Below are 25,802 nucleotides of genomic sequence, written 5' to 3' on the forward strand. Positions count from 1 at the left end.
ACTGCGTAACTTTTATGACCAATACTCATTGTGATCTTTATTTTGATGGAACGCTGATGGCGGGTACTGATCCTGCGCTCGTGCGCCAGCAACTTGCAGCGTTATTCAAACTCGATGCGGCGGGCGTGGAGCGATTGTTTAGCGGGCAGCCGGTGTTGGTACGCGCCGATGCCGATGCCGCGACCGCCGCAAAGTTTGAATTGGCATTTGCCCGCATCGGCGCAGTGTTGCAGTTGATGCCAATTGCCGCAGTGGTGGAGGAGACACCAACACCAGTTGCGCCAGCCGTCACTGAAAAAGCCGTTGATCGCGCCAATCCGCGTTTCATTGACGCGCCGGAAGTGTTGACGGTGCTGCCGCAAGAAGGCTTTATCGAGCAGGAGGCGGTCGTTAACATGTCAGCATTGGATACCAGTTATTTAAGTCTCGTGACGGAAACCAATTGGAGTCTCGAAGACTGCCAAATTCCCATCACGCCAGCGCCAATCGCCGATCTCAGTCACCTCTCGCTTGCTGCGATTGATTCCACCACTCCCAAACGAAAAGACAGCGAAGAATTATGAGCACAGATTTTGACCATATCGTCATCGGCGCAGGCATCAGCGGTCTTGGTGCGGCGCATTTTTCCGCTCGGCGAGGTTTATCGACGTTGGTGTTGGAAGCCAGCGACCGCGTCGGCGGTTGTCTCAACAGCCCGCATTTCGCCGCGCTTGATAATTTTTGGGTCGAAGCTGGCGGTCACACTTGCTTTAACAGCTACGGCAATTTGCTGACCATTTTGGACGATCTCGGCTTAACTGCGCAGGCACAAGCCAAAGTCAAGGTCGGTTATTCGTTGTGGAAAGGCGGCAAGCGGCGGTCGATTGTGTCGGCGCTGCATATTTTCGAGGCACTGCGCTCCATTCCGCGCTTGTTTACTGCGCCGAAAGACGGACGCAGCGTCGCTGATTATTACGGCAGCGTGTTGGGTCAACGCAATTATCGGGATTTGCTGCGTCACGCTTTCGCTGCCGTCATTTGCCAGCCAGCCGACGATTATCCGACCGAGGCGCTGTTTCGCCGCAAACCGCGTCGCAAAGACATGATTAAAGCGTTCACCTTCGCCGAAGGTTTGGCGACGATTGCCGAAGCAATTGCGGCGCAACCCGCAATTACGGTGCGCACCAGTCAGCGCATCAGCGGAATTGTCAGTGATGGCGACGGGTTTCGCGTTGAAATCGAAAATGGCGACACGCTGCGCTGCGGTCATCTCACGCTCGCCGTGCCGCCGGATATTGCCGCCAGTCTGCTGCCGGCAGGTTTTGAAACCGCGCAAATGTTGGTTAAAAACATTGGCATGGCGGAAATTGAAACGCTGGTGCTGGTGTTTCGTGCAGCGGATGTAGCACTGAAACCGCTCGCCGGATTGATCGCAGTGGACGATGCGTTTTATTCAGCGGTATCGCGGGATTTTCTGCCTGATGACCGTTATCGCGGTTTTGCCTTTCATTTCCGCCCCGGCGTGCTGTGCGAAGAAGCGCAGATTGAACATGCCTGCGCAGTGTTGAACGTTTCTCCGCAGCGCATCGCTGCGCACACGCAGATTCATAATCGGCTGCCAGCGTTGCGTTTTGGGCATGTTGACGTGGTGCAACAACTGGATGCGGCGCTCGCTGGCAAGCGTCTCGGTGTAACGGGCAACTGGTTTTTCGGAGTGTCGATTGAAGATGCGTTGACGCGCAGTCAGGCAGAAGTGACGCGGCTGTTTGGCGATTGATTCGACGGCATTTTTAATTCCAGAGTGCGCAATTCAGCAGAGGTATTGAGATTGATAAACGCATTGGGTCGGTCGCTGAAATCGACCCATGCCACGCGCTGCCGAGCGTACCAAGTGCCCACTTTTCGCTCACCGCTGGCGAGGTATTCGCGCAAATCCGCCGCCAGTGCCACCGGCAATAGCGCGTGTAATGGCTGGCGCTGGCGACCGAGAGTTGCAACCGCCAGCGTCGCCTGTTCCGTGATCACTGCCTGCGCCAGCCGCTGCCCTAAATCCACCGGTGAATGCGGCGTATCGCAGGGCATCGTCAATAACCACGCAGTTTGCGCCACTGTCATCGCGCTCAAAATCCCCGCCAACGGTCCGGCAAAATCCGCTATTTCATCCGTCACCACCGGAAAACCGTAGGCGGCATAACGCGCCACATTGCGATTGGCGCTAATCAGCAGCGTCGTCACCTGCGGCTTCAGCGCCGCAATTGCCCATGCCACCAGCGGGCGATTCGACAACAACATCAATCCCTTATCGCGTTCATCCATGCGTCGCGCCCGCCCGCCAGCGAGAATCACGCCAGTAATCGCTGACGGCAGCGGTGCAGTTGCCGTCATCATTCGCAAAAATCCCGCTTATTCAAAAATGATTCGCGCATTCAGCGGCTGAATCGGGCGATTGTTGGGATGCCCCATCACCTGCGCAAACTGGTGAATCTGCGCTGCCGACGCCGTGACCGGATGTTTCATCACCAACCAAGTTACGCCTTCAGTGCACGGCGGCGTGGTCAGCGAGCCAGTAAACCGATAATAATTACGATCTTGCGGCAGCAACGCCTCAGCGGAAGCGCGAGTGGTCAAATGCGTTTCCTCATCAACATGCGCAGGCATCGCCGACCAGGGCACGGTCAACGCCAGATTTTCCGCACCTTCTTGGAACATCACGGCAATGACTGCGAGATGACCTTCAGCATCGACATGTACCAAATGCGCTTCCATTGGGAATTCTTTTCCCCCAATATGATTTTCACTCGGCGTGTGAAAATGGTATTGCTTGAGCATGTATTCGTGACCGTCGAGCGTAATTGAACTGCCCATCTCGTAATTGATTTGAATCGTGTGACCATTATTGATTTCATCATCTCCATCCGGGCGATAATGAAAATCAATCGGCGGCAATTGCTGATCGACCATGTGCGTTAAATCAATTGGCGTCTGCGCTTTGCCATTCTGACAGGTGCTAAAATGCGAATCGAGTTCGCCCCAGTGCTCAGGACCTTCTGCGCCGGAATAATCCCAATGCGCACCGTGTCCAGCAAATGCAAATCCACTGCCTGCTAACAATGTTAAACTAATGAGTGTCGTTTTTTTCATCATCTGCGCTCTCATAAAAAACAACGAATAACCGCGTAAAGGTCAGTTTTTATCAGGTTAATACAATCGTAAAAAGGTGGTCATGCGTGACCGATTCTAGCACTTGATTATTTGTCTGGATAGAAGTATTTTGTGTTGTGCGTTTAAGTCAATAGATTACAAAAAAGTTCACCAAAATAATGCAGTACACATTAAATTGCCGGTAGCGCGTGACTGCGCAAATTGGTTTTAACTAGGTTAATAGGTAATTCTAAATGTCAGATAGTCTCGATCAATTAAACGCACGTTTACTGCAATTCGCCCACGAACGGGATTGGGAACAATTTCACACGCCAAAAATTTAGTGATGGCGCTGGCAGGCGAAACTGGTGAACTGTTAGAACATTTTCAATGGCTAACCGCAGCGCAAAGCGCAACATTGAGCGATGAAAAAAAGCAGCAAGTCGCGCATGAAATGGCGGATATTCTGCTGTACCTGATTCGCTATCTGAGCGATTAGATATTGATTTAATCGCTGCGGCAAATGAAAAAATCGCCATTAACGCAGTGCGCTATCCAGCAGAAAAAGTGCGTGGTGATGCGCGGCGAGCAGGAGAATACGACGACTGATTGAATGCCAAAATCATCATAAACTCCAAAACGAGTCAACGGAAGGAGATTCTTTTTTTATTTTTAAATACGATTGACGCGCTTTTTTATCAATTCTAATTGCATTAGAAAGTGACCTGTATTGCTGTAACAGCCAAGCAAGTTCTACTTTCAATGCTTGATCAGAAGCTAAACCCGTGTTTGATGTAAATCTCGCGCAATAACATTAAAGGCATCTACAACTATTGGATCAAAATGACGACCGCGATCACGATGCAGAATTGCCATTGCATCATTGAACTCCATAGGCGCTTTATAAGGACGACGCGAAGTGAGTGCATCGAATACGTCAACAACGGCAAAGATACGCGCATTAAATGGAATTTCATCGCCTTTAAGACCCTGCAAATAACCACTGCCGTCGTATTTCTCATGGTGATATTCCACGACCTCGCGGGCTCCCATTAACCATGCTGAATGGGCAATGATTTCTACGCCAAGCAACACATGGGTTCGCATAATCGCAAACTCTTCCGCAGTGAGTTTGTCGGGTTTAAGCAAAATGTTGTCGCTAATCCCAATTTTTCCGACATCATGTAAAAAAGCCCCAGCGATTAAACGATGAATATCAAAAGGATTTAATTTTAGAGCCTCTGCTAAACGAATCGCATAAATGGTGACGCGGTAATTGTGGCTATTGGTATCAGAATCGCGTTTAGCAATGGCGCTGCCTAATACCGCCATCAATTCTGTGTTACCCTGAAGCAAATCATCAGACAACTTCATTAGATCGCGGTTAGTGAAATAATCAGCGGGTAAAGCACAATGGATGTGGCAAATACTACAATAACAACCAATAACAAAATATGCACAACATCATTGCGAATACTGCGCAGCGTAATATCATCAACCTGATATAAACCTTCAAAATATCCAGCTAACTGCTTGGCTATTTTTGAGCGGAAGCAATACCTGCATATAAATTTTGGAATGGATATAAAACTTGTTATATTGCACCGTGTTTTCAAGCGGAAATGAATGTGTATATTGCTTTAGTTCTGCTTCAATTAATTTTGCTTCGGGTTTCGTTTGCTCTAAAAATTTTTGTTTAGAGGCGTCGTATAATTCAATAACGATGAAATGCTGTTGCAAAAATCAGCAACTTTTAGTTGAATTTTTTGTAAAATATCGGCATGCGTTTGGTCAATCAGATTGAAATGATCAAGAATATCAATGGTAAAGGTGCTTACTTCTTGCGTTGCGAGCTTTAACACCCGATCATCAACTTTTTTCATTTCAAAATAGAAAACAATTCCGCCAATCAGCAGTGAAAGTACAATCCAACCACTGAATAACCGCAGTAAAACTCTGGTGTGTATACTAAATTCCATCGCAGTATCGCAGTAATAATTTCATCTGTAATTAGATTCATGTATTTAATGCAACTGAATTAATTTCAGGCGTAAGTTGCTCGGATTTAAATAGTTCAATCCAAAAACAACTCCCCTGATTAACTGTGCTTTCAAAACCGATTTTTCCGCCCATTGCATCAATGAGACTTTTACAAATTGATAATCCAATTCCAGTACCTTCAATTATTGATTGTTCCGCTGAAAAGCGATGAAAAGGTTGGAATACTTCAGTGTGATGTTCCAGTGGAATGCCAACGCCAGTGTCGGCGATACTAATTCGTGCTTGATTACCTTGATACGCACAATCAATTTTAATTTGACCGCCATCACGATTGTATTTTACAGCATTCGATAATAGATTGAGTAATACCTGTTTCAGTCGCCTTTCGTTCGCTTGTAGCCATAATTCTTGACTGACACATCACGGTAAATAGTAATCTGGCGTGCTGCGGCAGCGGGATGTGACAGCCCAATAACTTCATCAAGCAGCGGTAAAAATGCTACGTTTTCGAGATGTAAATCCAATAGTCCCGATTCAATACGCGCTAAATCAAGCACTTCATTAATTAAATTGAGCAAATGGTGTCCGCTATTCAGAATGTGATTTACTGCTTCGCGCTGTTGCATGACAATGAATTAGGAGCACCTAAATCAAGCATCTGCGCAAAACCAATAATGATATTTAATGGTGTGCGCAATTCGTGGCTCATGGTAGATAAAAACTTGCTTTTGGCGTCGCTGGCAGCGAGCGCAGCTTGATGCGCTTGTTTGAGTTCAGCAAGCAAGGTTTGACGTTCGGTAATGTCACGGGCAATGCCGAGAACGCCGAGCAATTTGTGCCCATCCGTTGACCAAACAGTTTTTACCGTTGCCCACAGCGCCCGATGACCGTCACTACGGTAAGTAATCCACTCTTCGCACAGAATAGGCGTGGCGCTTTCAGCGGCAATTTGATCGTCAGCGCGAAACTGCGCAGCAACTTCTGCGGGAAAAAATCCGCATCCGTTTTGCCAATAACTTCGGTAATTGATGCACCCATCATTTTGCTGAATTCGCATTGCATGATAAAAATACGCCATTGGAATCTTTCATCCACACTGGATCGGGAATTGCTGCGATTAATGATTCTAATTGACGCGCTGCCGTTCAGAACGATCTAATGCTTCTGTCACCATCCAGGTTAATTCTTTCACGCTGCGTTCGGCGCGATCTTGTTCAGTAATATCCAAAAAGCTCCATACACGACCAACGATGGTAGTGCCAATTCGCTGCGGATGCGAAAACCGCGCAAATATGCGCCCGTCAATAAACGTCAGTATCATGAGAAATCAATTCTGGTTGTGCATATAATGTCTGCACTTTTTCTAAAAAATGCTGCGGAGATTCCAATTGTTCCAATACGTGCGCTAGAAAGAGCTGATCGTCTTTATTATCTAATAACAAATCTGGAATGCGCCACATTTCTACAAAGCGTTGATTAAACGATACGACTTGACCTTGTGTTTGATTACCAAAATGCCGTTATCGTTGCTTCTAGCGTCGCTTCAGTTAATGACAGCGCATTCACTAAACTCTCTTGCGCAGCATTGGCACGGTGGAGTGCGCGTAATAATCCCCAAACTGGAAAAAATACCAGTGCGCCCACAATCAATAGAATAATACGCAGCGTCCATAGATTTTCAGCGTGTTGCGGCCAGCCGCCGTGTGGAATTGCGGCCAATTGCCATGCGCCATAAGGTAATGAAACTTCTGTCAGTACTGGCGCAGTTTCAAACACTTCAGTAGAACCAAAAAACACCGATCCCCATGCTTCGCCATCATTCCGCGCTCGAATGGCGATGTCTAATTCCAGCGTCTCATCCAATAAACCGCTGTCTTTATAGAGCTTTTCGCAGTGAATCACGGTAGAACTCAAACCCCAAAATACCTCTTTTGCGGTTTCAGTATCTAAATAAATTGGAATTCTGGCAATGAAACCACAGCCGCCTTGTATCAATTTAATTGGACCGTTGAGTATAATTTTTCGAGTGCGTTGCGCCAATGCAACCGCAGGATATTGATTCGGAAGAGTGCGATAATCTAAGCCAATGGCTAATTCATTACCTTCAATTGGATACATCATCCGAATGATTAAATCAGGCGCAGCGGAAATATTTTTTAGTCGGGAATGACCTTCAAATAGCGTTTTCATTGCCCGTGTAAAACGCTTCTGATCGAGATTAGGATCGGCTGCAACAACTGCAACCAAAGCCTTCACTAATTGCATATCACTGATTAAATTGCTTTCTAAACGGCTTTCCACTATTTCAAGACGATCTTGCACCGAATGGCGTATCACTTCGGCGTGACGATGGTCATTAACGCGCTCAATAAAAAATGCTGCCAACGCCAATCCTATCGCAAGTAAAAATAATGCAGTGCTACTTAATGTGTTGTTGTAATTACTCATTCAGTGCTGCGTCGCTTTAGCCAATCAATGAGTTCCGCCGCAGGCATGGCTTTCGCAATCAGCCAGCCTTGCACCAAATCGCAACCTAAACCGCGCACTAAATCCAGATCAGTTTGCGTTTCTACACCTTCAGCAACAGTAGAAAGATTGAGTTTGCGTGCCATATTAATACTGGCAGCGAGAATAGCGCGTACTGCGGGGCGCTCACCTGCGCCCTGTACAAAACTGCGGTCAATTTTCAATTCACCAAAGGGAATACGCTGCAACTGCTCCATTGAGGAATAACCTGTGCCGAAATCATCAATTGATAGCTTGAAACCCTTGATGCGCAGGCGCGTGAGCACATCCATTGAAACATCTAAATCGGACAGCAGCGTGGTTTCGGTAATTTCTAAAATTAAGTTTTCCGGCATTAACAAGCTGCTGCTCAGACTATTTTCAATAAACTCCGGCAATTGCAAATCAGATAACCAATTAGCAGAAAGATTAAATGCAATCACCAGCTTAAAACCCGCCGTAAACAATTCATTCGCGCCTTCAAGCGTTTTTGCCAGCAGCACTCGTGATAATGGCGCAATTAATCCCAAATGCTCCGCCGCAGTAATGAATAAATCTGGGCGCACCATTTGCCCATTGCGATGCCATCGCGCCAGCGCTTCAACGCCAATAACTTCTAATGTATTTGCGTCTACTTTGGGTTGAAACATGATGCTGAATTCATCGCCGGCAATACCGTCCAGAAGGTCTTCGCCCATAATTTCTGGCGCGAGCACCGGAATGATTTGATGACTCATTTGCCGCCGTGCTGTTAATAATTCAGTCAAACTTTCGCGGGTTAATGGCTTTTTCACTGCGCCGCGCAGATGCAAGCCTTTTGATCGCGCTAAATCCGCCACCGTATGCAATAACTGCGCATCAACGCCGCTGGCAATAATCAAATCGCCCGGATAATTGACTTGCGCCAGCCGCCGTAAAAATTCGATGCCGTCCATGCCCGGCATTTTCAAATCAGTAATCAACAAATCAATACCGATCACGCCAGCGCGTTCAATTTCCAGCAACGCAGCTTCACCGCTGGCGACGGTCAAAATTTCGGTCACGCCGATTGCCGACAACAGCAGCCCGGTTTGGCGGCGCACAATCACATCGTCATCCACCAGCAACACGCTATAAGGCAAGGATTCGGGTGGCAACGTTGGCGGTAATTCGTGATTGATGACGGGTGATGCCGACACACTCAGTTGTTCGCCCAAGGTTTCCACGTCACCAAGTGCATGTTCTAACTCAGTAAACAGCACTGACACTGCGTCAAGACGTCCGGCATTGGCTGCCGTTTCCAGTCGCTCCGCCAGCCCCGCAAAATGCAGCGCTCCAACCATGCGTGCCGAGGATTTGATTTTGTGCATCAACAGCGCCAGCGCCCGCGCATCCACCGTGCGCAACAACTCTCGCCCCGCAATCAGCTCGGTGCGCACCGTCGAAGTGAATAAATCGACCAGCTCGCGGATTTGTCGTTGACTGAGATTGCCGACAATGCGGGTGATGTGCGCAGTGTCGAGAATGGCGCGATGGTCGGATGCAGCCGGAGTGTGAATCGGCGCAACGGTGTCGTCATGGGTGACGGTGTGCGGCAACCAGTGGGCGATGCGGTCACGCAAGTCTTGGAGATCAACAGGTTTATTCAGCACCTCACTCATGCCGGATGCCATACAACGGGCGCGACTTCTGGCTGGCAAGACGCCGTGATCGCAAGGATCGGCAGATAACCGCCTTGTTCCTGCTCGGCAGCGCGGATCGAACGTGTCAACGCCAAACCATCCATGCCCGGCATATTCAAATCGGTTAATAACAGCGCGTGACCGCCGTCTTTCCATTTCGCCAACGCCGCTGCGCCGTCCGCTGCAATGTCAGCGGTATAACCCAGCAATTCGAGCTGCATCCGCAGCAGCACTTGATTTGCAATGTTGTCCTCGGCAATGAGGATGCGCGGCACGGGTGAAATCCCCCCTGCTCGTGGAGTTGCAGAATCCTTCGGCGAAACTGGAATACTTGACAAGCCCTCTTTTGGCAAAGGGGGGTTGGGTGGATTGATCAAAGAAGTCAATTTTTTAGAACAGGGTGTAGATTTATTGGCGGGCGGATTTTCCACTTGCGTCCGCGTTAATTCTCGAATAACGCGCTGCTGCACCACTTTCAATCGCGCTGCATCGAGAATGCTGGCGTAAGTCATGGTTAACGTTTGCAGAAAATCTACTTCAGCTTGATCGTAACCACCGGGGCGATTGGCTAAACCGACGATGCCCAGTAATTGATCGCCGTTGCGAATGGGCATTCCTAAAAACGCATGAATGACCGGATGCCCCACTGGAAATGGCAAGGCGTGAGCGGCATGATCAAAGTCATTCACGATGACTGCTGCGCCAGCACGCAAAATCGTACCGAATAGATTTTGCAGATTCCGAAATTCCATGCCCTCGACCTGCGCTACTTCCAGCAGTTGCCGAGTCTGATCATTCCACGCAATGCCGCTGATGGCTTGCGGCTTAAAACCGATGCTGCCATCAGGTTTTTCAACTGCTTCCAAAATCAAGCCATGCGCACTTTTAGTCAAAATCAGCAGACCATCCAACAACAACGATGAAGTCGCACTCAAGTCTTGCGTGGCGATGAATTGCGCCAGCGCCTGCCGTTGCAATTCCAATAAGCGCCCCTGCCGTTTTTGCTCACTCAACAGGCGTTTTTGTTCGGTGATGTCAGTACGAATGGAGACATAACGCTCAGGCTGTCCTTGATCGTTGAGAATCGGCGCGATCGTCGCTTGCACCCAGTAAGGTCGCCCATCTTTGCGCCGATTTTGCACTTCGCCCTGCCAAATATGCCCGCTGGTCAGGGTGCGCCACATGCCTTCAAACAGCGCCGGCGGGTGATAGCCGGATTTAATCAGCCGATGATTGCGCCCAATCAGTTCCTCGCGCAGATAACCGCTAACTTCGCAGAACTTCGCATTGACGCTGGTAATCGTGCCGTCAGCACTGGCAATAGAAACAATGGCATGACGATCAATTGCTTTTTTCAAATCGTTCAATTCGCGCCATGCCTGCCGCCGCTGTGCATACACCGTTTCAAAACGCCGAAACTGCCGCGCTCGCGCCATCACGCCAATCACCAGCCATTTCGGAACTACGGGCGTGGTAAAAAACGCCTCGCCATTGCCGTCACAACAGGCCAGCGGATGACCGTTAATTTCTGCGGCAGAGAGCGAAATGACGGCGAGCCGCGCAAAGCGTTTTTGCCGCCGCAGCAGTGCAATGACATCGCTGCCCAAACAGGTCGGCAACGTGGCGTTAATCACGCAGGTTTCCGGTGCAAACGCATCAATTTGTGACCACAGTTCATGCAGATCGGAACCCGCCAGCACTGCGCAGCCGGCTTCGTGCAATATCTGTTGATGTTGTTCCAGTTGCTCTGGCGTATCGAGCAGTAACACGCGATAAGGAACTCTCGGCATCCATGCCACGCCTGCAAGTTCACTGAGCAAGCGCTCCAACGTTATCGGCGGCTCCAGCAGCAGCCGCGCTCCGGCCTGTCGGGTTGCCAATTGCACCGCAAAATCTTCGGTGTCGAGTAATGCCACCACCAGCGGTGAGCATGGCGGCGTCAGCGTGGTTGCTTCCGGCAATAGTGCTCGTAAATCAGCGGCATAGGTGCTCAACCATGCGCTGTCTACCAGTAAAATCGTGTGCACCCGGTTTAAGTGCTGGCGCAGAAATTCCAGTACGGTATGAGCGGGTTGCAGCTCCACGATAAAACCGAGGGTGCGCAGTGCGGTTAATAGTGTAGTTGGCAGCAGTTTGTTGTCTTGAATCGCCACAAACATCCAATTTTGCGGTTGTGCTGGCAACAGCGTTAAATCTAGTTCGCAGATTTGTTGACCTTTTTCCAATAAATTGGCTAAACCCTCCGCCGCTCGTAACACCGGCAGCAGCCGCGACATCAGCGGCGTATCGCGCATGAATTCGCCCAACACGCCAATCAGCGCCTCTGCTCGTCCGATCACTTCGATCCAGCTAGAACCTCGATATTGCTCAAGAATCTGTCGCCCAACTTCAGCCAAGTGCATTCCGTGCTGATGTTCCCAGCCCTGCGTTGAGAGCACTTCAATCAACGCTCGCAAATGTTGTGTCGGAGTCATGGTTAATAGTTTCGGTAAATGCTAGAGGTGGCGCAGTTGATGGAGTTGTCAGTGTGCAGTTTTCAGTGACAACGTTGTTTTGACTGACAACCATCAACTGACAACTTTAATGCGTTGGAATTCTGGTGATGCCGTTAGAAAACAAATCGTTCCGGTTCCACCACGCCAGACAGTACTGGAATGCAGGTTTCAAACAGCGTGGTTGTGTCGAAATGGTGACTGGTGTGGCGCGTGATCAAGGTTGCAGTCATCGCTGGCGCATCGCCAATCACGGCAAACAGCCGTCCGCCAACTGCCAATTGTTTGCGCAGCAGCGGCAACAATGCGGCGCTCGGCATGGAGCCGTTGAGCGCAATGGCATCAAACGGTCCACCGGCGACGGGACCGGCAAGCGCGTCGCCATCGCGGATTTCCACGCCGTTGATTTTTAACGCAGCCAACCGTGCTCGTGCTGCGGCAGCCAGCGCAGGATCAATTTCTAAACTCAGCACTCGTCCGCCGAGATGATGCAGGCAGGCAGTGATGTAGCCGCTGCCGGTACCAATTTCGAGTACCCGTTCACCGGGTTGCACATCCAATGCTTGCAGCAGTCGCCCGACGACGGTTGGCGCGAGCATCTGCACTTCAGGCGTGATCGGCACTGGAAAATCGGCATACGCCAGCCCGCGATACGCTTCTGGAACAAAGTGCTCGCGGGCAATCGCAGCCATGGCTTCCAAAGCGCGGTCGTTGAGTACATCCCAAGGGCGAACTTGCTGTTGAATCATGTTGAAACAGGCTTGGGCGAAGGGGTCATTCATGGCGAGTTTGTCCTCTAACGTGTTGTGTTTTTAGTGGTAAATGAGCCTACTGAGTTTCGCTAGTGACGGCAACCGCGCCTATTCAACGACGGGCGCATAACCTTGACTGCGTACACCAGACAGCAGTTGATCGACTTCGCTGGTGGACACGCCCAGCATTTCCAGTGCTTCAGCGCCGAGCCGCAAACTGCTTTCAATGGCTTCGGGATAAGCGCGAGTCGCGCCAGCGCGGAGCAAATTGCCGCAGGCTTCCAAATCGCGGGCGCGGGCAATCACGGGAACATGTGGATAAGCAACGCGAATATGCGACACCGCTTGCAACGCAGTTAAGCCGTGATCAATGGTCAAAATCACCAGCGCCGCACTGCCGATTTGCGCGGCGTGGAGCAATTCGGGATTGCCGATGTCGCCGTAATACACCGCTCGTCCGTCCCGCTCGCCGCGTTCGACATAAATCGGATTGGTATCAAACGCAATAAACGGAATTTGATTGACTTCTAACAGCGTGGCGATGGTGTGTCCGACGCGCCCGTAGCCGGCGAGCACCACGCGCCCTTTCACTGGAATTCCCGTGGCGGCTTGATCGAAGTATTTGGTGATACCGCTGCGGTGCTCGGCGTGTTTTGCCAGCGCATCGCCAAGGCGCACCAATAATGGCGTCACCAACATGCTGACGGAAATCACGCTCACTGCGAGCGCAAAGGTGTCGCTGTCAATCACGTCCATCAATTTGGCAGAACCAAATAATACAAAACCGAATTCGCCACTCTGCGCCAGCATGAATGCTAAACGGGTCGCAGTGCCGCGTGATAATCCGAAAATCAGCGCAATTAAAAACAGCACGATCAATTTAATACTCAGAATAACCAGCACATGCTGCGTTAATAGCAGCGGCTCGGCAGCAATTGCTGGCAGATCAATTGACATGCCAACTGCGACGAAAAATAAGCTCATTAACAAGCCTTTGAATGGTTCGATATGCGCTTGAATTTGAAAGCTAAAACGTGTCGATGACAGCAGCATTCCCATTAAAAATGCGCCGAGCGCCATTGACAATCCAGCGTGGTGCATTGCGCCAGCGGCGAGAAAGACTGACAGCAATACCACCAGCGCAAACGCATCGCGGTTGTTTTGGCGCAGCAGCCGTTCTAATACAAATGGCAGCACATAACGCCCCATCATTAACACCATGCCAATCATGCCGCCCACTATCAGCCATTGTTCCCACCAGGGCGCGGGATTTTCGATGCCGCGATCCGCAAATAGTGGGACGAGCGCCAGCAGCGGAACGACCGCTAAATCCTGCATCAACAGCACTGCGAACGCTGCCGTGCCGTGCCGAGTCGCCAGATCGCCGCGTTCGTGAAGCATTTGCATTACCAGCGCAGTCGATGACAGCGCCAACGTCAAGCCAATCAATAACGCGGCTTGCCATGTCGATTGATAAAGCGCGATGTAGCCAGCAATTGCGCCGCCGCAGAGCAGAATTTGCACCGTGCCCAGCCCGAATACTTCACGGCGCAGCGCCCACAATCGTTTGGGCTGCATCTCCAAACCAATGACAAATAGCAGTAGAACCACGCCCAATTCGGTGAAATCGCGCACGTCATCAACATGTGGCGTCACGATCGGTCCCGGCGAATGCGGTCCAACGGCGATGCCCGCGACCAATAGCCCCAGAATTGATCCCAACCCCAGATGTTTGAACAACGTGACCGCCAGCGACGCTGCGGTCAGCAACACAATCGCAGACAGGACAAAGCTGTTTAATTCCATGATTGAAATGTCCCGCGAGCAGAAAAACGATGAAATGCGAATGGTCACGCAGTTTAGCAGTTGCGTTGCCAAGCTCCGGTTTTCGGGTAAACCGCTGCTTGCCAGCGATGGATTGGCGTGGGTCAGGAATTTTGACATCTGCTGGGGTTAAACGCGCCGATTAAATACAGACACAAAAAAAGCCCCACATTAGCGGGGCTTTTTTCATTCACATTAGCGCAGGAGTGATGGTCTAAAATGGTGCTTATTGAGCGTTTATTTCTGCGTTGCTTAATACTCTGGCTAAGGTACGCAAAGCCTCATTTACCGCCTGAGAATTTGGAAATACTTTTGCAACATCAGAATCAAGCAAGACGGTTATTGCCGTGTTTTCAAATACACTGGCGTCTTTTCCTCGAATACCATCCTTCATACGGGAAAAATCATATTCTTCTCGCATATCGTCATTTTCTTCAGTGTCTTGATTCTGTTTTATACCACTAGCGCCGCGTTGTAGAATAAGTGTTGAGCCGTCTGCGGGATTCGCTTTTTAATTGGTTGTTAGGCGCTTATAAACCAAGGTGCTTTCGGATATGTTTTACAAGTTGGTCATCGATTTCGGGATGCCTCGGCACAGGTTGCTTCTTACCGTTTATTGGATTCAGAAAAATATCATGGTTCGATCCGTGGCGTTGGAGACGACACCCTTGAGTTTCTAGGCTTCTAATAAATTCCTTTCTTTTCACACCGCGATCTCTTTTATATCGTATTGCTCTGGTACATCCTCCATTGCCATTAACAAATAAGCTTCTTTCAAATTCACTTCTAGTTCTTCCAGTGTTTCACCTTGAGTCATAATCTCAGGATGCTCAAGAAGCTTACCTAACCAAAATTTTTCGGATTTCCAATAAATCATATTCATCTTGCTGTTCATGGCGAGACTCATTTTAGGTTTTCACTTTGCGCCTAACGCATCGGTTAAGCGATCCCGCCGGCACGGTATTTTAGAATAAGAGCTGCATAAATTGCTTTTGAACCGCTTGTTAGGCTGCAACTTCCACATATTCGACATAGCTTTGTGGAATAGGAGGTGTGATTCCATCCTCTCGCATACCCTCCAAATGGAAATCAATAGCCTCCTTGATTTCCTTTGCGACTTCTTCAGCCGAGCTCCCTGTAGCAATACAACCGGGAAGATCAGGAACGTAAGCGGAAAAATTGTCCGCTGCTTTTTCGATGACAATTGCATAGCGCATCATTTTACTTCCGGCCGTCATCTTTGAACATGACTAAAACTTTCGTTGGTTGCTAAATTTCCTTTCGTTGAATGTAGTGCCATGTTAAGCATTTTGAATGTCATAAATAATCGTGTCCGAACTTAAATCCTGCTCATGCGGCCATGATATTCCATGATGTGCAGGTCGAACTAATTTGAAATATGATGGGTTTTTTAGTTCATTAAATGCACTCCCTTTCAGATATGGTTTCACATCAAATATGCCTGAAATACCATTGCTTGTTAGTATTTCTATTTTATAGTCATCAAGCGGTGTGGCTTTAATTATTTTATCCACTTAAATTTCCTTTAGCGTAGCGGATCAATCTTAAATACGGGCTCTCCAGAAACCGCCAGCTTCCAATTCATAATCAAGTCTTCACGATGAATTTCAATCCATGCCTGAACGAGCTTTAGTTTTGAAGATGGAAGATTTCCACTCAAGACAGCACCATCCTCTATCGCAATAGATGCTTCATACTCTCCGTATTCAGCGTGAATGTGAGGCAGATGATGTTTTTTGTCATCGTAAAAATACATCAAGATCAAAATTCCATAGAACATAGAAATTGCAGGCATAGATGATCTTTTTTGGTTTGTATTGAGAAAAATACTGGGTTTATTTGGGATCGCTTTGTTTTTGTTCGTATACCAATCATGTCGCCCGACTTAAACCTTGGGTCATGTAATCGGGATAATCATTGAGGAAACCAATGTAAAACTCACCATCCTTCCAAGATGTAAATTTGACTGCTTTCATAATTGATCTCTGTGAAGAAGTGGGCAGTTAAAGCGATGCCTATTTAATAAGTTAAGCGACTCCGCTAACGCAGCATTCTGCAATAAAGGCTGCGTTAGCGAGGTTTGCTTTTGAATTGGTTAAGCTGCAACTTCCACATATTCGACATAGCTTTGTGGAATAGGCGGTGTGATTCCGTCATCTCGCATACCCTCCAAATGGAAATCAATAGCATCCTTGATTTCCTTTGCGACTTCTTCAGCCGAGCTACCCGTAGCAATACAACCGGGAAGATCAGGAACATAGGCGGAAAAATTGCCCGCTGCTTTTTCGATGACAATTGCATAGCGCATCATTTTACTTCCAGCCTGCCTGTTTGAAGACACTGTTTTTGGTTCCAGGTGCGACATCATCATTTGGTTTTCCAAGAACTGTTACGCGCCCCGGTTTTGTCGGATGTTTGAATTGACGATGACTCCCTTTTGTAGCAACCAAATACCAGCCGTCATCTTTAAGCATGGCTAAGATTTCCGTAATCTTCATTGGTTGCTAAATTTTCTGGAGTCAATCTCTATTGATCTTCTGGATCATCAAACCTGAGTGCCATTAAATACCAAAAAATAGTGCCATCTTTTTCACTTTTGAATTGGTTATTAGATGCTTATTGTTAGTTGTTGGGTTGCCAAAAGCGGCAACCCAACCTACGGCACTACGTCTACGCTGCTTTTCGAGATAAACGGAAAGCCATTCCTCCCAACAAGCCCAAACCTAAAAGAGCTAATGTTGTGGGTTCAGATACGGCTCCATCGCTAATTCCATGATAGGTCAATCTAATTAGACTGTTATCAACAACTGACCAATCAAATCCGGTGGGCATACTTAAATTGAAGTCTGCCGGATTAAATGTGATTCCGCCATCAGCTTGAAAAATGTCAAAAGTGGATGCGTCAGTGGGAATGAACGAATCAAGCAAATTAACCGCGAATGTGCCGGCAAGATCAGCCGCTCCTGTGACATGCAAATAACTATATTGTGTGCCTTGGAGATACCCAGCAATGTCATAGATGGTTTGCCCGCTGGCAGTTTGAGAAAAATCACCATCTAAAAGGAATTCACCATCGAAATTTCGCTCAAATGAGATAGTGCCAGCGTTAGTAATATCACCAGCATAATAACCACCGCTACTTCCACCACTGCTGCCGCCGCCGCTACCACTACTGCCGCTGCCGCCTCCTAAATAGGTAGTGCCGAAATTGGCAATGCTGTTACCAGTGATATTGCTAACACTACTTAAATCAGCGCATGAAATAGGGAGAAGGATATGAATCGTGCCGCTGTTAATGACCTCGCCGGTGATGGTGCCGGAACCTTGTAACGTAGCGCCGACATCAATAAAAACGCCGTTAGGAGCAGTAAGTTTATCTCCTTCGTACATCGTTAGCGCCGAGCCAGCTCGCAATTCCAATGAAGACACGCTCGTATTGGCTGCTGTACCTGAACACGTAGAAGTGCTCAATGCACCCGGCAGAGTTTGAGCACCTTGGACATAAGCGGCAGAAGTCGGACCCGCGCTGGCAAGCGGAGTGTTTGTCACCGGCGGCGTCGAAGCGAGAAGCGTATCACTGAGGGTCAGGAGCGCCGCAAGGGGTGTGTTTCCATAGGCCCAACCACCGTATACCGCAAAGTCTAGCGTGTCGCCCGACACCACGTTGGCGACCAAGTCGAACGCGCCGTGATCCTGTGCTTGCCAAATCTCGACGCCGTTTCTGCGGACATCCACCTGCATCTGCCCAGAATCGCCTGCCAAGAACAGCCCTTGAATAGTCACCGATCCTGTAATGTTGGCGGGCGCTGTCCAGCGCAGTACGGAAGGCTCGTAGCTTCGCCCCGGGTGCAAAGTCAATTGTCCGGGAGCGACGCCCCATGCCTGTGTACCACTGTCGTTGCGCATAATCGTAGGTGTCAAGTATTCACCGCTACTACCAGGTCGATACCATCCTGGGTACGGGGTCGTTGGTCGGACGTTCGTATAAGGATTAAAGCTGCTGAAATTCGTGGGCATCCAGCCATATGACCAGACGCCATTGGGATTGCCGTTATTGATGCTGAATTCGGTGACGGGATCCCAAATCGTAGTTGCCTTGACCGTAGTAACACTCAGCCCCAGTGTTATTGCGAGCGTGGATATGAGTTTTCGGCGCACTGGTTTAATTTTCAACATACAAGTTCTCTTGTGTATGGAGTTAGGGAAACATTGATTAAATAGCGTATGGCGGGACTCGTGGTAACAATCTGATTTTTAATCACGCAATAATCGAATAAATCAGTGTTCCCTTGACATCTAAAAACAAAAAGTTAATAAAAGAAGAACACTCATAACCGCAATCTTCTTCGCGGGGAATTCAGCATTCATTGCGGAAACGATCAATCACCACCAGACTCCAGCATTCAATAAAAATGCCAGCCATCAAAATCCCAATTTTTTCAATAATTTAAGTGAATACTTAACAATAAAACCGCATTTTCTGGCGGAAATTGTCAAAAATATCGACAGTTCACAGCGGCTGAATTCCCGCTTCGCAACACTGATTTTTGTGTTTATTTTGTAAAATCAATCAGTTATTTTTGATTGCCCGCCGTTGACCACTGTCAAAAAATTCAACACCAGCAACGCTGGCGACCATCGCCTGAATCAACACTGATTTTTATTTTTATCCTGCAAAGTCAAGCAGTTATTTTTAATTGCCCGTCGCTGACCACTGTCAAAAAATTCGACATTTTGTAACGCTGGTAATCGCCGCCTTAATCAAAAAATCAGGCTGCGGCATGACCCTGATTAAGATGCAGAATCTAGCGTTATAATTCCTCATTTCCCGCACACCGCCACTGGTGAGCACTTTGCTTTGAGACCCACCATGACCAACAAGCCGGACATTGATCCGCAAGAGACTCAGGAATGGCTCGACTCGCTCGACGCCGTGCTCGAAAACGAAGGCGTGGAACGCGCCCATTTCCTGCTGGAACGCCTGATTGACAAGGCGCGACGTTCTGGCGCTTATTTGCCGTACAGCGCCAACACTGCCTATCTCAACACCATTCCGATGCAGCGCCAGCAAGCGTTTCCCGGTGATCGGGCGATGGAGCGGCGGATTCGTTCCTTCGTCCGCTGGAACGCGATGGCGATGGTGGTGCAAGCCAATCGGCTTTCGACCGAACTTGGCGGACACATCGCCAGCTTCGCGTCCTCGGCAACGCTGCTGGATGTGGCGTACACCCATTTTCTCCACGCCCGCGACAAGAATCACGGCGGCGATCTCGTGTTTTTTCAAGGGCATTCCGCGCCCGGCATTTACGCTCGCGCCTTTCTGGAAGGACGCATTACCGAAGATCAGCTTTATAACTTCCGGCAGGAAGTAGACGGCAACGGCTTATCGTCTTATCCGCATCCGTGGCTGATGCCGAATTTCTGGCAATTCCCCACCGTGTCGATGGGACTCGGCCCGCTGATGGCGATCTATCAAGCGCGGTTTATGCGTTATCTAAATGATCGCGGACTGGTCGATACCACCAAACGCAAGGTTTGGGCATTTCTCGGCGACGGCGAAATGGACGAACCGGAATCGCTCGGCGCGATTTCGCTGGCAGCCCGCGAGCGGTTGGACAATCTCGTCTTTGTCGTCAACTGCAACTTGCAGCGATTGGATGGTCCAGTGCGCGGCAACGGGCAGATTATTCAGGAATTAGAAGCAGTCTTCCGTGGCGCAGGCTGGAACGTCATCAAAGTGGTCTGGGGCAGTTATTGGGACCCGCTGCTGGCGCGGGATAAAAACGGCTTGCTGCTCAAACGCATGGAAGAATGCGTGGACGGTGATTATCAAACCTACAAAGCGCGGGGCGGTGCATACACCCGCGAGCACTTTTTTGGCAAATATCCCGAATTAAAAGAAATGGTTGCCAACATGACCGACGAGGACATTTGGCGACTCAATCGCGGCGGACACGATCCAGTCAAGGTGTTCAATGCCTATGCGCAGGCGATGACTGCGAATGGCAAACCGACCGTAATTTTGGCCAAAACCGTCAAGGGTTACGGCATGGGCGTCGCTGGCGAGGGAATGAATATCACCCACTCGCAGAAAAAGATGGGCGAAACGCACCTCAAAGCCTTCCGCGACCGCTTCAACATTCCGATTTCTGATGACCTGATTGGCGCAGCGCCGTTTTATAAACCCGCCGCTGATAGCCCAGAAATCAAATATCTGCATAAAGTCCGCGAACGGCTCGGCGGCTTTTTGCCAGCGCGCCAGCCGATTGCTGCGCCGTTGGAAATACCGCCATTGGAAACGTTTCAACCGCTGCTCGACGGCAGTGGCGAAAAAGAAATGTCTACCACGATGGCGCTGGTGCGGCTGCTGACCGCAATTTTGCGCGATAAAAATATCGGTCAATTGGTGGTGCCGATCGTGCCGGATGAAGCCCGCACCTTCGGCATGGAAGGCATGTTCCGCCAGCTCGGGATTTACGCTTCGCAAGGTCAGTTGTACGAGCCGATGGATTCCGATCAAGTGATGTATTACCGCGAGGACAAAAAAGGGCAGATTTTGCAGGAAGGAATCAACGAAGCTGGCGCGATGTCATCGTGGATCGCCGCAGCGACTGCGTATGCCAATCACGGTCAGAGCATGATTCCGTTTTACATCTATTACTCGATGTTCGGTTTTCAGCGCATCGGCGACCTTGCTTGGGCTGCTGGCGATATGCGGGCGCGTGGTTTCCTCATCGGTGGCACGGCTGGGCGCACCACGCTGGCAGGCGAAGGCTTGCAGCATCAAGACGGTCACAGCCCGATTCTCGCTTCCACCATTCCCAACTGCGTCGTTTACGATCCCGCCTATGCCTATGAAATGGCGGTGATTGTTCACGATGGACTGCGGCGGATGTATCAGGAACAAGAAGATTGTTTCTATTACATCACCGCAATGAATGAAAACTACGTGCAGCCTGCGATGCCAGAAGACAGCGCGGCGGGTATTTTGCGCGGCATGTATCGCGTCCAGCGCGGCGAAGAACGCAGTCATCGCGTGCAATTGCTGGGATCAGGAACGATTCTGCGCGAAGTGCTCGCGGCTGCCGAGTTGCTGGCGCAGGATTTTGATGTCGGTTCGGCGGTGTGGAGCGTCACCAGTTTCAACGAATTGCGCCGTGACGGAATCGACGTGGAACGTTGGAATCTGCTGCATCCCGAACAGGAGCAGCGCACCACTTATGTTGAGGCGCAATTGGCCGGAACTCGCGGTCCGATCATTGCTGCCACCGATTACATGCGTCTTTACGCCGAGCAGATTCGTCCGTATATGCCGCGTCGCTATTCAGTGCTGGGAACCGACGGCTTTGGACGCAGTGACATGCGGGTGCAGTTGCGCAAGTTCTTTGAAGTCAATCGTTATTACATCGCGCTGGCGGCGCTTAAAGCTCTGGCGGATGAGGGCGAAATTCCCACAACGATGGTTTCTGAGGCCATCGCCAAATACCGCATTGACCCAGAAAAACCCAATCCGGTCACGGTGTAACGGACTTCAAGGAGAATGCGCGTGGCAACCATTGAAGAAATTGTGCTTCCCGACATCGGCGATTTTGCCAATGTCGAAGTGATTGAAATTCTGGTCGCACCCGGCGATCAAGTGCTGGCGGAGCAGTCGCTGCTCACGGTGGAAAGTGACAAAGCAACGATTGAAATCCCTGCGCCGCGAGTTGGCGTGATTCAAGAAGTGATTGTGCGCATCGGCGACAAAGTCAGTCAGGGAGCGCGACTGATGACGCTGGCAGTGGGCGAAGGTGCGCCTGATGCAGCGCCAGCAGTGGTTGTTGATACGCTGCCGGTGACACCAGAACTGCCGCCCGTTGCTCCTGCGGCGGAAGTAGAAATTATTTCCGTCATTCTGCCGGACATCGGCGATTTGAGTGATTTGCCGGTGGTAGAAATTTTGGTTGCCCCAGGCGATCGCATCACCGCCAATCAGTCGCTGCTGACGTTGGAAACCGATAAAGCGACGATGGAAGTGCCTGCGCCGCAAGCCGGAATTGTGGAAGAAATTGCGGTCAAAATCGGCGATGTGCTCAATCCCGGCGATTTATTGCTGATGCTGCGTCCGGTGGAGCAATCCACTCCAGCGCCCGTTGCGCCAGCGAAAGCACCAGAAAATCCGTTGTTAGAACAACCGGATCAGCAAAATTCCACACCGCCAGCTCGCGCCCACGGTGAAGCTGAACGCCGTCAAGCGCCAGTGTTGCCGCGCCCAGCGGATATGACCGCAATTGCGACTGGGCGCAAACCTCACGCCAGCCCAACGGTGCGCCGCTTTGCACGGGAACTCGGTGTGGATTTGGCGCGAGTGAAAGGTTCTGGCGCGAAAGGGCGAGCGACCAAAGCTGATGTGCAGAGTTTTGTGAAAAAGACGCTGGCGCAGGGCAACGCTGGTGGCGCAGCAGCTTCTCTGCCATTTGCATTTCCCGCTGCGCCAGAAGTCGATTACAGCCGCTTTGGTGCGATTGAAGTTGTTGATTTGTCGCGCATTAAAAAACTCAGCGGACGGCATTTGCACCGCTGCTGGCTAACCGTGCCGCATGTCACGCAATTCGATCAAGCCGACATTACCGAGCTGGAGGCGTTCCGCAAAAGTCAGCCGGACGGTGTCAAATTGACGTTGCTGGCGTTTTTGCTCAAAGCTGTTGCGGTGGCGCTACAACGAATGCCAATTTTGAAAGCATCGTTGAGCGGCGACGGCGAGCAATTGGTGTTCAAACAGTTCACGCATATCGGCGTGGCGGTGGATACGCCGAACGGTTTGCTGGTGCCGGTGGTGCGCGATGTAGATCAGAAAAATCTCACGGCGCTGGCGCAGGAACTGGTTGATTTAAGTGCTAAAGCTCGCGCTGGCAAACTCGCTCCAGCGGATTTACAGTGCGGTTGCTTTTCGATTTCCAGTCTCGGCGGAATCGGCGGCACGGCATTTACGCCCATCGTCAACGCGCCGGAAGTAGCGATTCTCGGCGTGTCACGTTCGGCGATGCAGCCGGTGTGGAATGGCGCAGAATTTGTGCCGCGTCTGCTGCTGCCGCTGTCATTGTCATATGACCATCGCGTCGTTGATGGCGCAGACGGAGCGCGATTTACCACGTTGCTGGCGCAATTGCTGGGCGATATTCGGCGGTTGCTGTTGTGAAATCCTGAAAATTCTCAACCGCCCGAGCTTAAATCCCCCAACCCCCCTTTTTCAAAGGGGGGCTTTTTTCTGTTTCTGGAATTGCATCTCATGCTGACTGCTGCACAACTCGCTGAATTACGGCGAGATATTCAATTTCAAGTCGAACTTGGCGGACGCAATCTGCGACTAACGAGCACTTGGGGATTATTTTCGCCGCGAGAAATTGATGAAGGAACGCGACTGTTATTGAGCCATTTGCAGCCAGAGGCGAATGCCGATTGTTTAGATTTAGGTTGTGGTTATGGCGCGATTGGGCTGGCGCTGGCGGTGCAGGCGCATCAAGGGCGCACACTGATGATTGATAAGGATTTTGTTGCCGTTGATTACGCAAATCGTAATCTTCGGCTGAATGGGATTCAAAACGCCAGCGCCCAGTTGAGTAACGGTTTCGATCAGGTTGAACAGGGACAACAGTTTGATCTGATTGCCAGCAACGTTCCGGCAAAAGTGGGAAAAGAATTGCTGGCGCTGTTGCTGCACGATGCGTATGCGCGGCTGCGCCCCGGTGGGCGACTGTATTTGGTGACAATCAACGGGTTGCGCCAATATATGAAACGCAATTTAACTGAAGTCTTTGGCAATTACGATAAACTCAAACAGGGCACGCATTACACCGTAGCACTGGCGTTGCGATGAATGAGAAGGCTGGCGCATTTGTGTGTGAAAATAATTAAGCAATTTTTCGCGTCATTAAATCGCAGCGCATAAAAAGAAACCCAGCATTCAATAATTGAATGCTGGGTTTTAATATGGCGTCCCCACGGGGGTTCGAACCCCGGTTACCGCCGTGAAAGGGCGATGTCCTAGGCCACTAGACGATGGGGACTAAACTTGTCATCAATTAAAACCTGAATAAGTTATTTTAGCAATTAAATTATTGGTGGAGCCAGGCGGGATCGAACCGCCGACCTCAACACTGCCAGTGTTGCGCTCTCCCAGCTGAGCTATGGCCCCATTCATTAACAATGCTTTCTGAGACCGACAATGTTAAAGGCTGTCTTTTCGTTTGTCTAGCTCAAATTTTTATCTGCACAATTCAGACACCATTGATAATGAATTCCGGTTGCAGAATCTTTAATCTGCAAAGTATTTAGATTTGTTTTCACTCTCGCACCCGCCAGCAGATTGATGACTGCGATCTGTCTACATAGGAAATTTGAGTCGAATGCGTCACATGCTTGCTCCCTTACCCGCTGAATTCTCAGGTTTAATCGACCGTTTTGGACGGAAAATCACCTATGCCCGACTCTCGATCACCGACCGTTGTGATTTGCGCTGCATCTACTGTGTTTCGGAAGGAACGCGCTTTTTGCCACGCAACCAATTGTTAACATTAGAAGAAATTGCCCGCATCGGCAGATGTTTGACTGAACTCGGCATCACCAAACTGCGCATCACCGGCGGCGAGCCACTCGTCCGCCGCAACGCCATCTGGCTGTTTGAGCAACTCGGCGCACTTCCCGCACTTCACGACCTCAGCATTACCACCAACGGCACGCAACTTGCCCGCGATGCGTGCGCACTCCACGCTGCCGGCGTGACACGAGTGAACATCAGCCTTGATTCGCTGCAACCAGCACGTTTCCAGCAACTGACTCGTGTCGGCACACTCAGCAAAACCCTCAATGGAATCAACGCCGCAATCCGTACCGGTTTTCAGCACATCAAACTCAACAGCGTCATTCTCCACCACCATAACCACGATGAAGTGCTTGATCTCGCTCGCTTCGCCATCAATCACGGCATCGACATCAGCTTTATTGAAGAAATGCCGCTCGGCATCAATGGCGACCGCAGTGCCACTTATTATTCTAGCGACGCTATTCGCAATGATCTTAATCAAGCATTTGACTTATCCCCACCACCGAGCGCAGCGGTGGACCGGCGAATTATTATCGTATTGCAGGAACAAACAGCCGTATTGGATTTATTTCACCATACAGCCACAATTTTTGTGCTAGTTGTAATCGTATTCGCATCACTGCTGCGGGAAGTTTATTGCCTTGCCTCGGCCAAACACAATCAATTGATTTGCGGCGCGTGATTCGCGCTAATCCGCTTGAAGATCAACGGGTTAAATCGGCAATTTATGCCGCTGTCATGTTAAAACCACTGGGACATGAATTCACCCATGCAGTGACTTCAACATTAACCCGCTGTATGAATATGACTGGCGGATAACAATAAGCAATAAAAATGGTGCCAT

General features: G+C 49.9%; 28 protein-coding genes, 2 tRNA genes and 2 pseudogenes. 8 read left to right on the forward strand and 24 right to left on the reverse strand.

Annotated elements, in window-relative coordinates; translation table 11 throughout:
* The first annotated feature begins 14 nt into the window (after positions 1-14).
* The gene (locus CXB77_RS12190) at positions 15-563 is read left to right on the forward strand and encodes a hypothetical protein (protein WP_105074134.1); all 549 of its coding nucleotides are present in this window, start codon (positions 15-17) and stop codon (positions 561-563) included.
* The gene (locus CXB77_RS12195) at positions 560-1,756 is read left to right on the forward strand and encodes a protoporphyrinogen/coproporphyrinogen oxidase (RefSeq protein ID WP_105074135.1); all 1,197 of its coding nucleotides are present in this window, start codon (positions 560-562) and stop codon (positions 1,754-1,756) included. Before CXB77_RS12190 ends, CXB77_RS12195 begins: the two co-directional genes overlap by 4 nt.
* On the opposite strand, the gene mobA is transcribed toward CXB77_RS12195, so the two are convergent.
* Entirely contained in the window at positions 1,723-2,367 is a 645-nt protein-coding gene (gene mobA, locus CXB77_RS12200) for a molybdenum cofactor guanylyltransferase MobA (RefSeq protein ID WP_347338133.1), read from the reverse strand. The genes CXB77_RS12195 and mobA overlap by 34 nt on opposite strands.
* Before the next feature lie 15 nt (positions 2,368-2,382).
* Positions 2,383-3,120 carry a carbonic anhydrase gene (locus CXB77_RS12205; RefSeq protein WP_105074136.1) on the reverse strand — a complete coding sequence of 246 codons (738 nt, stop codon included), beginning with the start codon at positions 3,118-3,120 and terminating at the stop codon, positions 2,383-2,385.
* A 254-nt stretch (positions 3,121-3,374) separates the two neighbouring features.
* Here CXB77_RS12205 and CXB77_RS12210 point away from each other — a divergent pair.
* Positions 3,375-3,729, forward strand: a pseudogene (locus CXB77_RS12210) (nucleotide pyrophosphohydrolase).
* A 168-nt stretch (positions 3,730-3,897) separates the two neighbouring features.
* Here the strand turns inward: CXB77_RS12210 and CXB77_RS12215 are convergent.
* From CXB77_RS12215 to CXB77_RS12315, 20 genes are all read right to left on the reverse strand, one after another.
* On the reverse strand, positions 3,898-4,494 hold the full coding sequence (locus tag CXB77_RS12215; protein WP_105074137.1) for an HD-GYP domain-containing protein: 597 nt from the start codon (positions 4,492-4,494) through the stop codon (positions 3,898-3,900).
* 642 nt (positions 4,495-5,136) lie between these two features.
* Entirely contained in the window at positions 5,137-5,499 is a 363-nt protein-coding gene (locus CXB77_RS24670) for a sensor histidine kinase (RefSeq protein ID WP_105074140.1), read from the reverse strand.
* Positions 5,496-5,747 (reverse strand): sensor histidine kinase, encoded by a 252-nt coding sequence (locus tag CXB77_RS12235; protein ID WP_105074141.1) that lies wholly within the window; start codon positions 5,745-5,747, stop codon positions 5,496-5,498. Before CXB77_RS12235 ends, CXB77_RS24670 begins: the two co-directional genes overlap by 4 nt.
* A complete protein-coding gene (locus CXB77_RS12240; protein WP_172452661.1) occupies positions 5,726-6,178 on the reverse strand; it encodes a histidine kinase dimerization/phospho-acceptor domain-containing protein in 453 nt (150 codons plus the stop codon). The genes CXB77_RS12235 and CXB77_RS12240 overlap by 22 nt, the downstream gene beginning before the upstream one ends.
* A gap of 69 nt (positions 6,179-6,247) precedes the next feature.
* The gene (locus tag CXB77_RS12245) at positions 6,248-6,442 is read right to left on the reverse strand and encodes a hypothetical protein (RefSeq protein ID WP_105074143.1); all 195 of its coding nucleotides are present in this window, start codon (positions 6,440-6,442) and stop codon (positions 6,248-6,250) included.
* Positions 6,423-6,581 (reverse strand): hypothetical protein, encoded by a 159-nt coding sequence (locus tag CXB77_RS19800; RefSeq protein ID WP_172452662.1) that lies wholly within the window; start codon positions 6,579-6,581, stop codon positions 6,423-6,425. The genes CXB77_RS12245 and CXB77_RS19800 overlap by 20 nt, the downstream gene beginning before the upstream one ends.
* A 46-nt stretch (positions 6,582-6,627) precedes the next feature.
* The gene (locus tag CXB77_RS12250) at positions 6,628-7,569 is read right to left on the reverse strand and encodes a CHASE domain-containing protein (protein WP_105074144.1); all 942 of its coding nucleotides are present in this window, start codon (positions 7,567-7,569) and stop codon (positions 6,628-6,630) included.
* Positions 7,566-9,266: an EAL domain-containing protein gene (locus tag CXB77_RS12255; protein ID WP_172452663.1), complete on the reverse strand. Its 1,701-nt coding sequence runs from the start codon at positions 9,264-9,266 to the stop codon at positions 7,566-7,568. Before CXB77_RS12255 ends, CXB77_RS12250 begins: the two co-directional genes overlap by 4 nt.
* Entirely contained in the window at positions 9,263-11,761 is a 2,499-nt protein-coding gene (locus tag CXB77_RS12260) for a response regulator (RefSeq protein WP_105074146.1), read from the reverse strand. Before CXB77_RS12260 ends, CXB77_RS12255 begins: the two co-directional genes overlap by 4 nt.
* Positions 11,762-11,895: 134 nt before the next feature.
* Positions 11,896-12,561 carry a protein-L-isoaspartate O-methyltransferase family protein gene (locus CXB77_RS12265; protein WP_105074147.1) on the reverse strand — a complete coding sequence of 222 codons (666 nt, stop codon included), beginning with the start codon at positions 12,559-12,561 and terminating at the stop codon, positions 11,896-11,898.
* 78 nt (positions 12,562-12,639) lie between these two features.
* Complete coding sequence (locus tag CXB77_RS12270; RefSeq protein ID WP_105074148.1) at positions 12,640-14,337, reverse strand: cation:proton antiporter; 1,698 nt, start codon at positions 14,335-14,337, stop codon at positions 12,640-12,642.
* 244 nt (positions 14,338-14,581) lie between these two features.
* Positions 14,582-14,776 (reverse strand): hypothetical protein, encoded by a 195-nt coding sequence (locus tag CXB77_RS12275; RefSeq protein WP_105074149.1) that lies wholly within the window; start codon positions 14,774-14,776, stop codon positions 14,582-14,584.
* A 109-nt stretch (positions 14,777-14,885) separates the two neighbouring features.
* Positions 14,886-15,062, reverse strand: coding sequence for a type II toxin-antitoxin system HicA family toxin (locus CXB77_RS12280; protein WP_105074150.1), 177 nt, complete (start codon positions 15,060-15,062; stop codon positions 14,886-14,888).
* Positions 15,059-15,250: a type II toxin-antitoxin system HicB family antitoxin gene (locus CXB77_RS12285; RefSeq protein WP_105074748.1), complete on the reverse strand. Its 192-nt coding sequence runs from the start codon at positions 15,248-15,250 to the stop codon at positions 15,059-15,061. The genes CXB77_RS12280 and CXB77_RS12285 overlap by 4 nt, the downstream gene beginning before the upstream one ends.
* Positions 15,251-15,359: 109 nt before the next feature.
* On the reverse strand, positions 15,360-15,572 hold the full coding sequence (locus CXB77_RS12290; RefSeq protein WP_105074749.1) for a type II toxin-antitoxin system HicB family antitoxin: 213 nt from the start codon (positions 15,570-15,572) through the stop codon (positions 15,360-15,362).
* 84 nt (positions 15,573-15,656) lie between these two features.
* Positions 15,657-15,890 (reverse strand): DUF2442 domain-containing protein, encoded by a 234-nt coding sequence (locus CXB77_RS12295; RefSeq protein WP_105074151.1) that lies wholly within the window; start codon positions 15,888-15,890, stop codon positions 15,657-15,659.
* An 11-nt stretch (positions 15,891-15,901) separates the two neighbouring features.
* Complete coding sequence (dhiT, locus tag CXB77_RS12300; RefSeq protein ID WP_105074152.1) at positions 15,902-16,171, reverse strand: type II toxin-antitoxin system toxin DhiT; 270 nt, start codon at positions 16,169-16,171, stop codon at positions 15,902-15,904.
* Positions 16,172-16,471: 300 nt separating this feature from the next.
* Entirely contained in the window at positions 16,472-16,687 is a 216-nt protein-coding gene (locus CXB77_RS12305) for a type II toxin-antitoxin system HicB family antitoxin (RefSeq protein ID WP_242445690.1), read from the reverse strand.
* Position 16,688: 1 nt separating this feature from the next.
* Positions 16,689-16,874, reverse strand: coding sequence for a type II toxin-antitoxin system HicA family toxin (locus tag CXB77_RS12310; RefSeq protein ID WP_105074153.1), 186 nt, complete (start codon positions 16,872-16,874; stop codon positions 16,689-16,691).
* Between the two features lie 172 nt (positions 16,875-17,046).
* Positions 17,047-18,549: a PEP-CTERM sorting domain-containing protein gene (locus CXB77_RS12315; protein ID WP_172452664.1), complete on the reverse strand. Its 1,503-nt coding sequence runs from the start codon at positions 18,547-18,549 to the stop codon at positions 17,047-17,049.
* 697 nt (positions 18,550-19,246) lie between these two features.
* On the opposite strand from CXB77_RS12315, the gene aceE reads away from it, so the two are divergent.
* The 3 genes from aceE to CXB77_RS12330 all read left to right on the forward strand — a co-directional run bounded on the left by aceE (position 19,247) and on the right by CXB77_RS12330 (position 24,232).
* Positions 19,247-21,901, forward strand: coding sequence for a pyruvate dehydrogenase (acetyl-transferring), homodimeric type (aceE, locus tag CXB77_RS12320; RefSeq protein ID WP_105074155.1), 2,655 nt, complete (start codon positions 19,247-19,249; stop codon positions 21,899-21,901).
* A gap of 21 nt (positions 21,902-21,922) precedes the next feature.
* Positions 21,923-23,554 carry a dihydrolipoyllysine-residue acetyltransferase gene (gene aceF / locus CXB77_RS12325; RefSeq protein WP_105074751.1) on the forward strand — a complete coding sequence of 544 codons (1,632 nt, stop codon included), beginning with the start codon at positions 21,923-21,925 and terminating at the stop codon, positions 23,552-23,554.
* 90 nt (positions 23,555-23,644) lie between these two features.
* Entirely contained in the window at positions 23,645-24,232 is a 588-nt protein-coding gene (locus CXB77_RS12330; RefSeq protein WP_105074156.1) for a class I SAM-dependent methyltransferase, read from the forward strand.
* Between the two features lie 114 nt (positions 24,233-24,346).
* On the opposite strand, the gene CXB77_RS12335 is transcribed toward CXB77_RS12330, so the two are convergent.
* Together CXB77_RS12335 and CXB77_RS12340 are read right to left on the reverse strand one after the other, a co-directional pair.
* Positions 24,347-24,422, reverse strand: a tRNA-Glu gene (locus CXB77_RS12335).
* A 52-nt stretch (positions 24,423-24,474) separates the two neighbouring features.
* Positions 24,475-24,550: transfer RNA gene (locus CXB77_RS12340), tRNA-Ala, on the reverse strand.
* 220 nt (positions 24,551-24,770) lie between these two features.
* Between CXB77_RS12340 and CXB77_RS23930 the strand changes: the two are divergent.
* Positions 24,771-25,268, forward strand: a pseudogene (locus CXB77_RS23930) (radical SAM protein); the annotation flags it as partial.
* A 227-nt stretch (positions 25,269-25,495) separates the two neighbouring features.
* Positions 25,496-25,777 (forward strand): hypothetical protein, encoded by a 282-nt coding sequence (locus tag CXB77_RS23935; RefSeq protein ID WP_347338171.1) that lies wholly within the window; start codon positions 25,496-25,498, stop codon positions 25,775-25,777.
* Positions 25,778-25,802: the final 25 nt, after the last annotated feature.

Origin of the sequence: Chromatium okenii (assembly GCF_002958735.1) — a bacterium.
Lineage (GTDB): Bacteria > Pseudomonadota > Gammaproteobacteria > Chromatiales > Chromatiaceae > Chromatium > Chromatium okenii_A.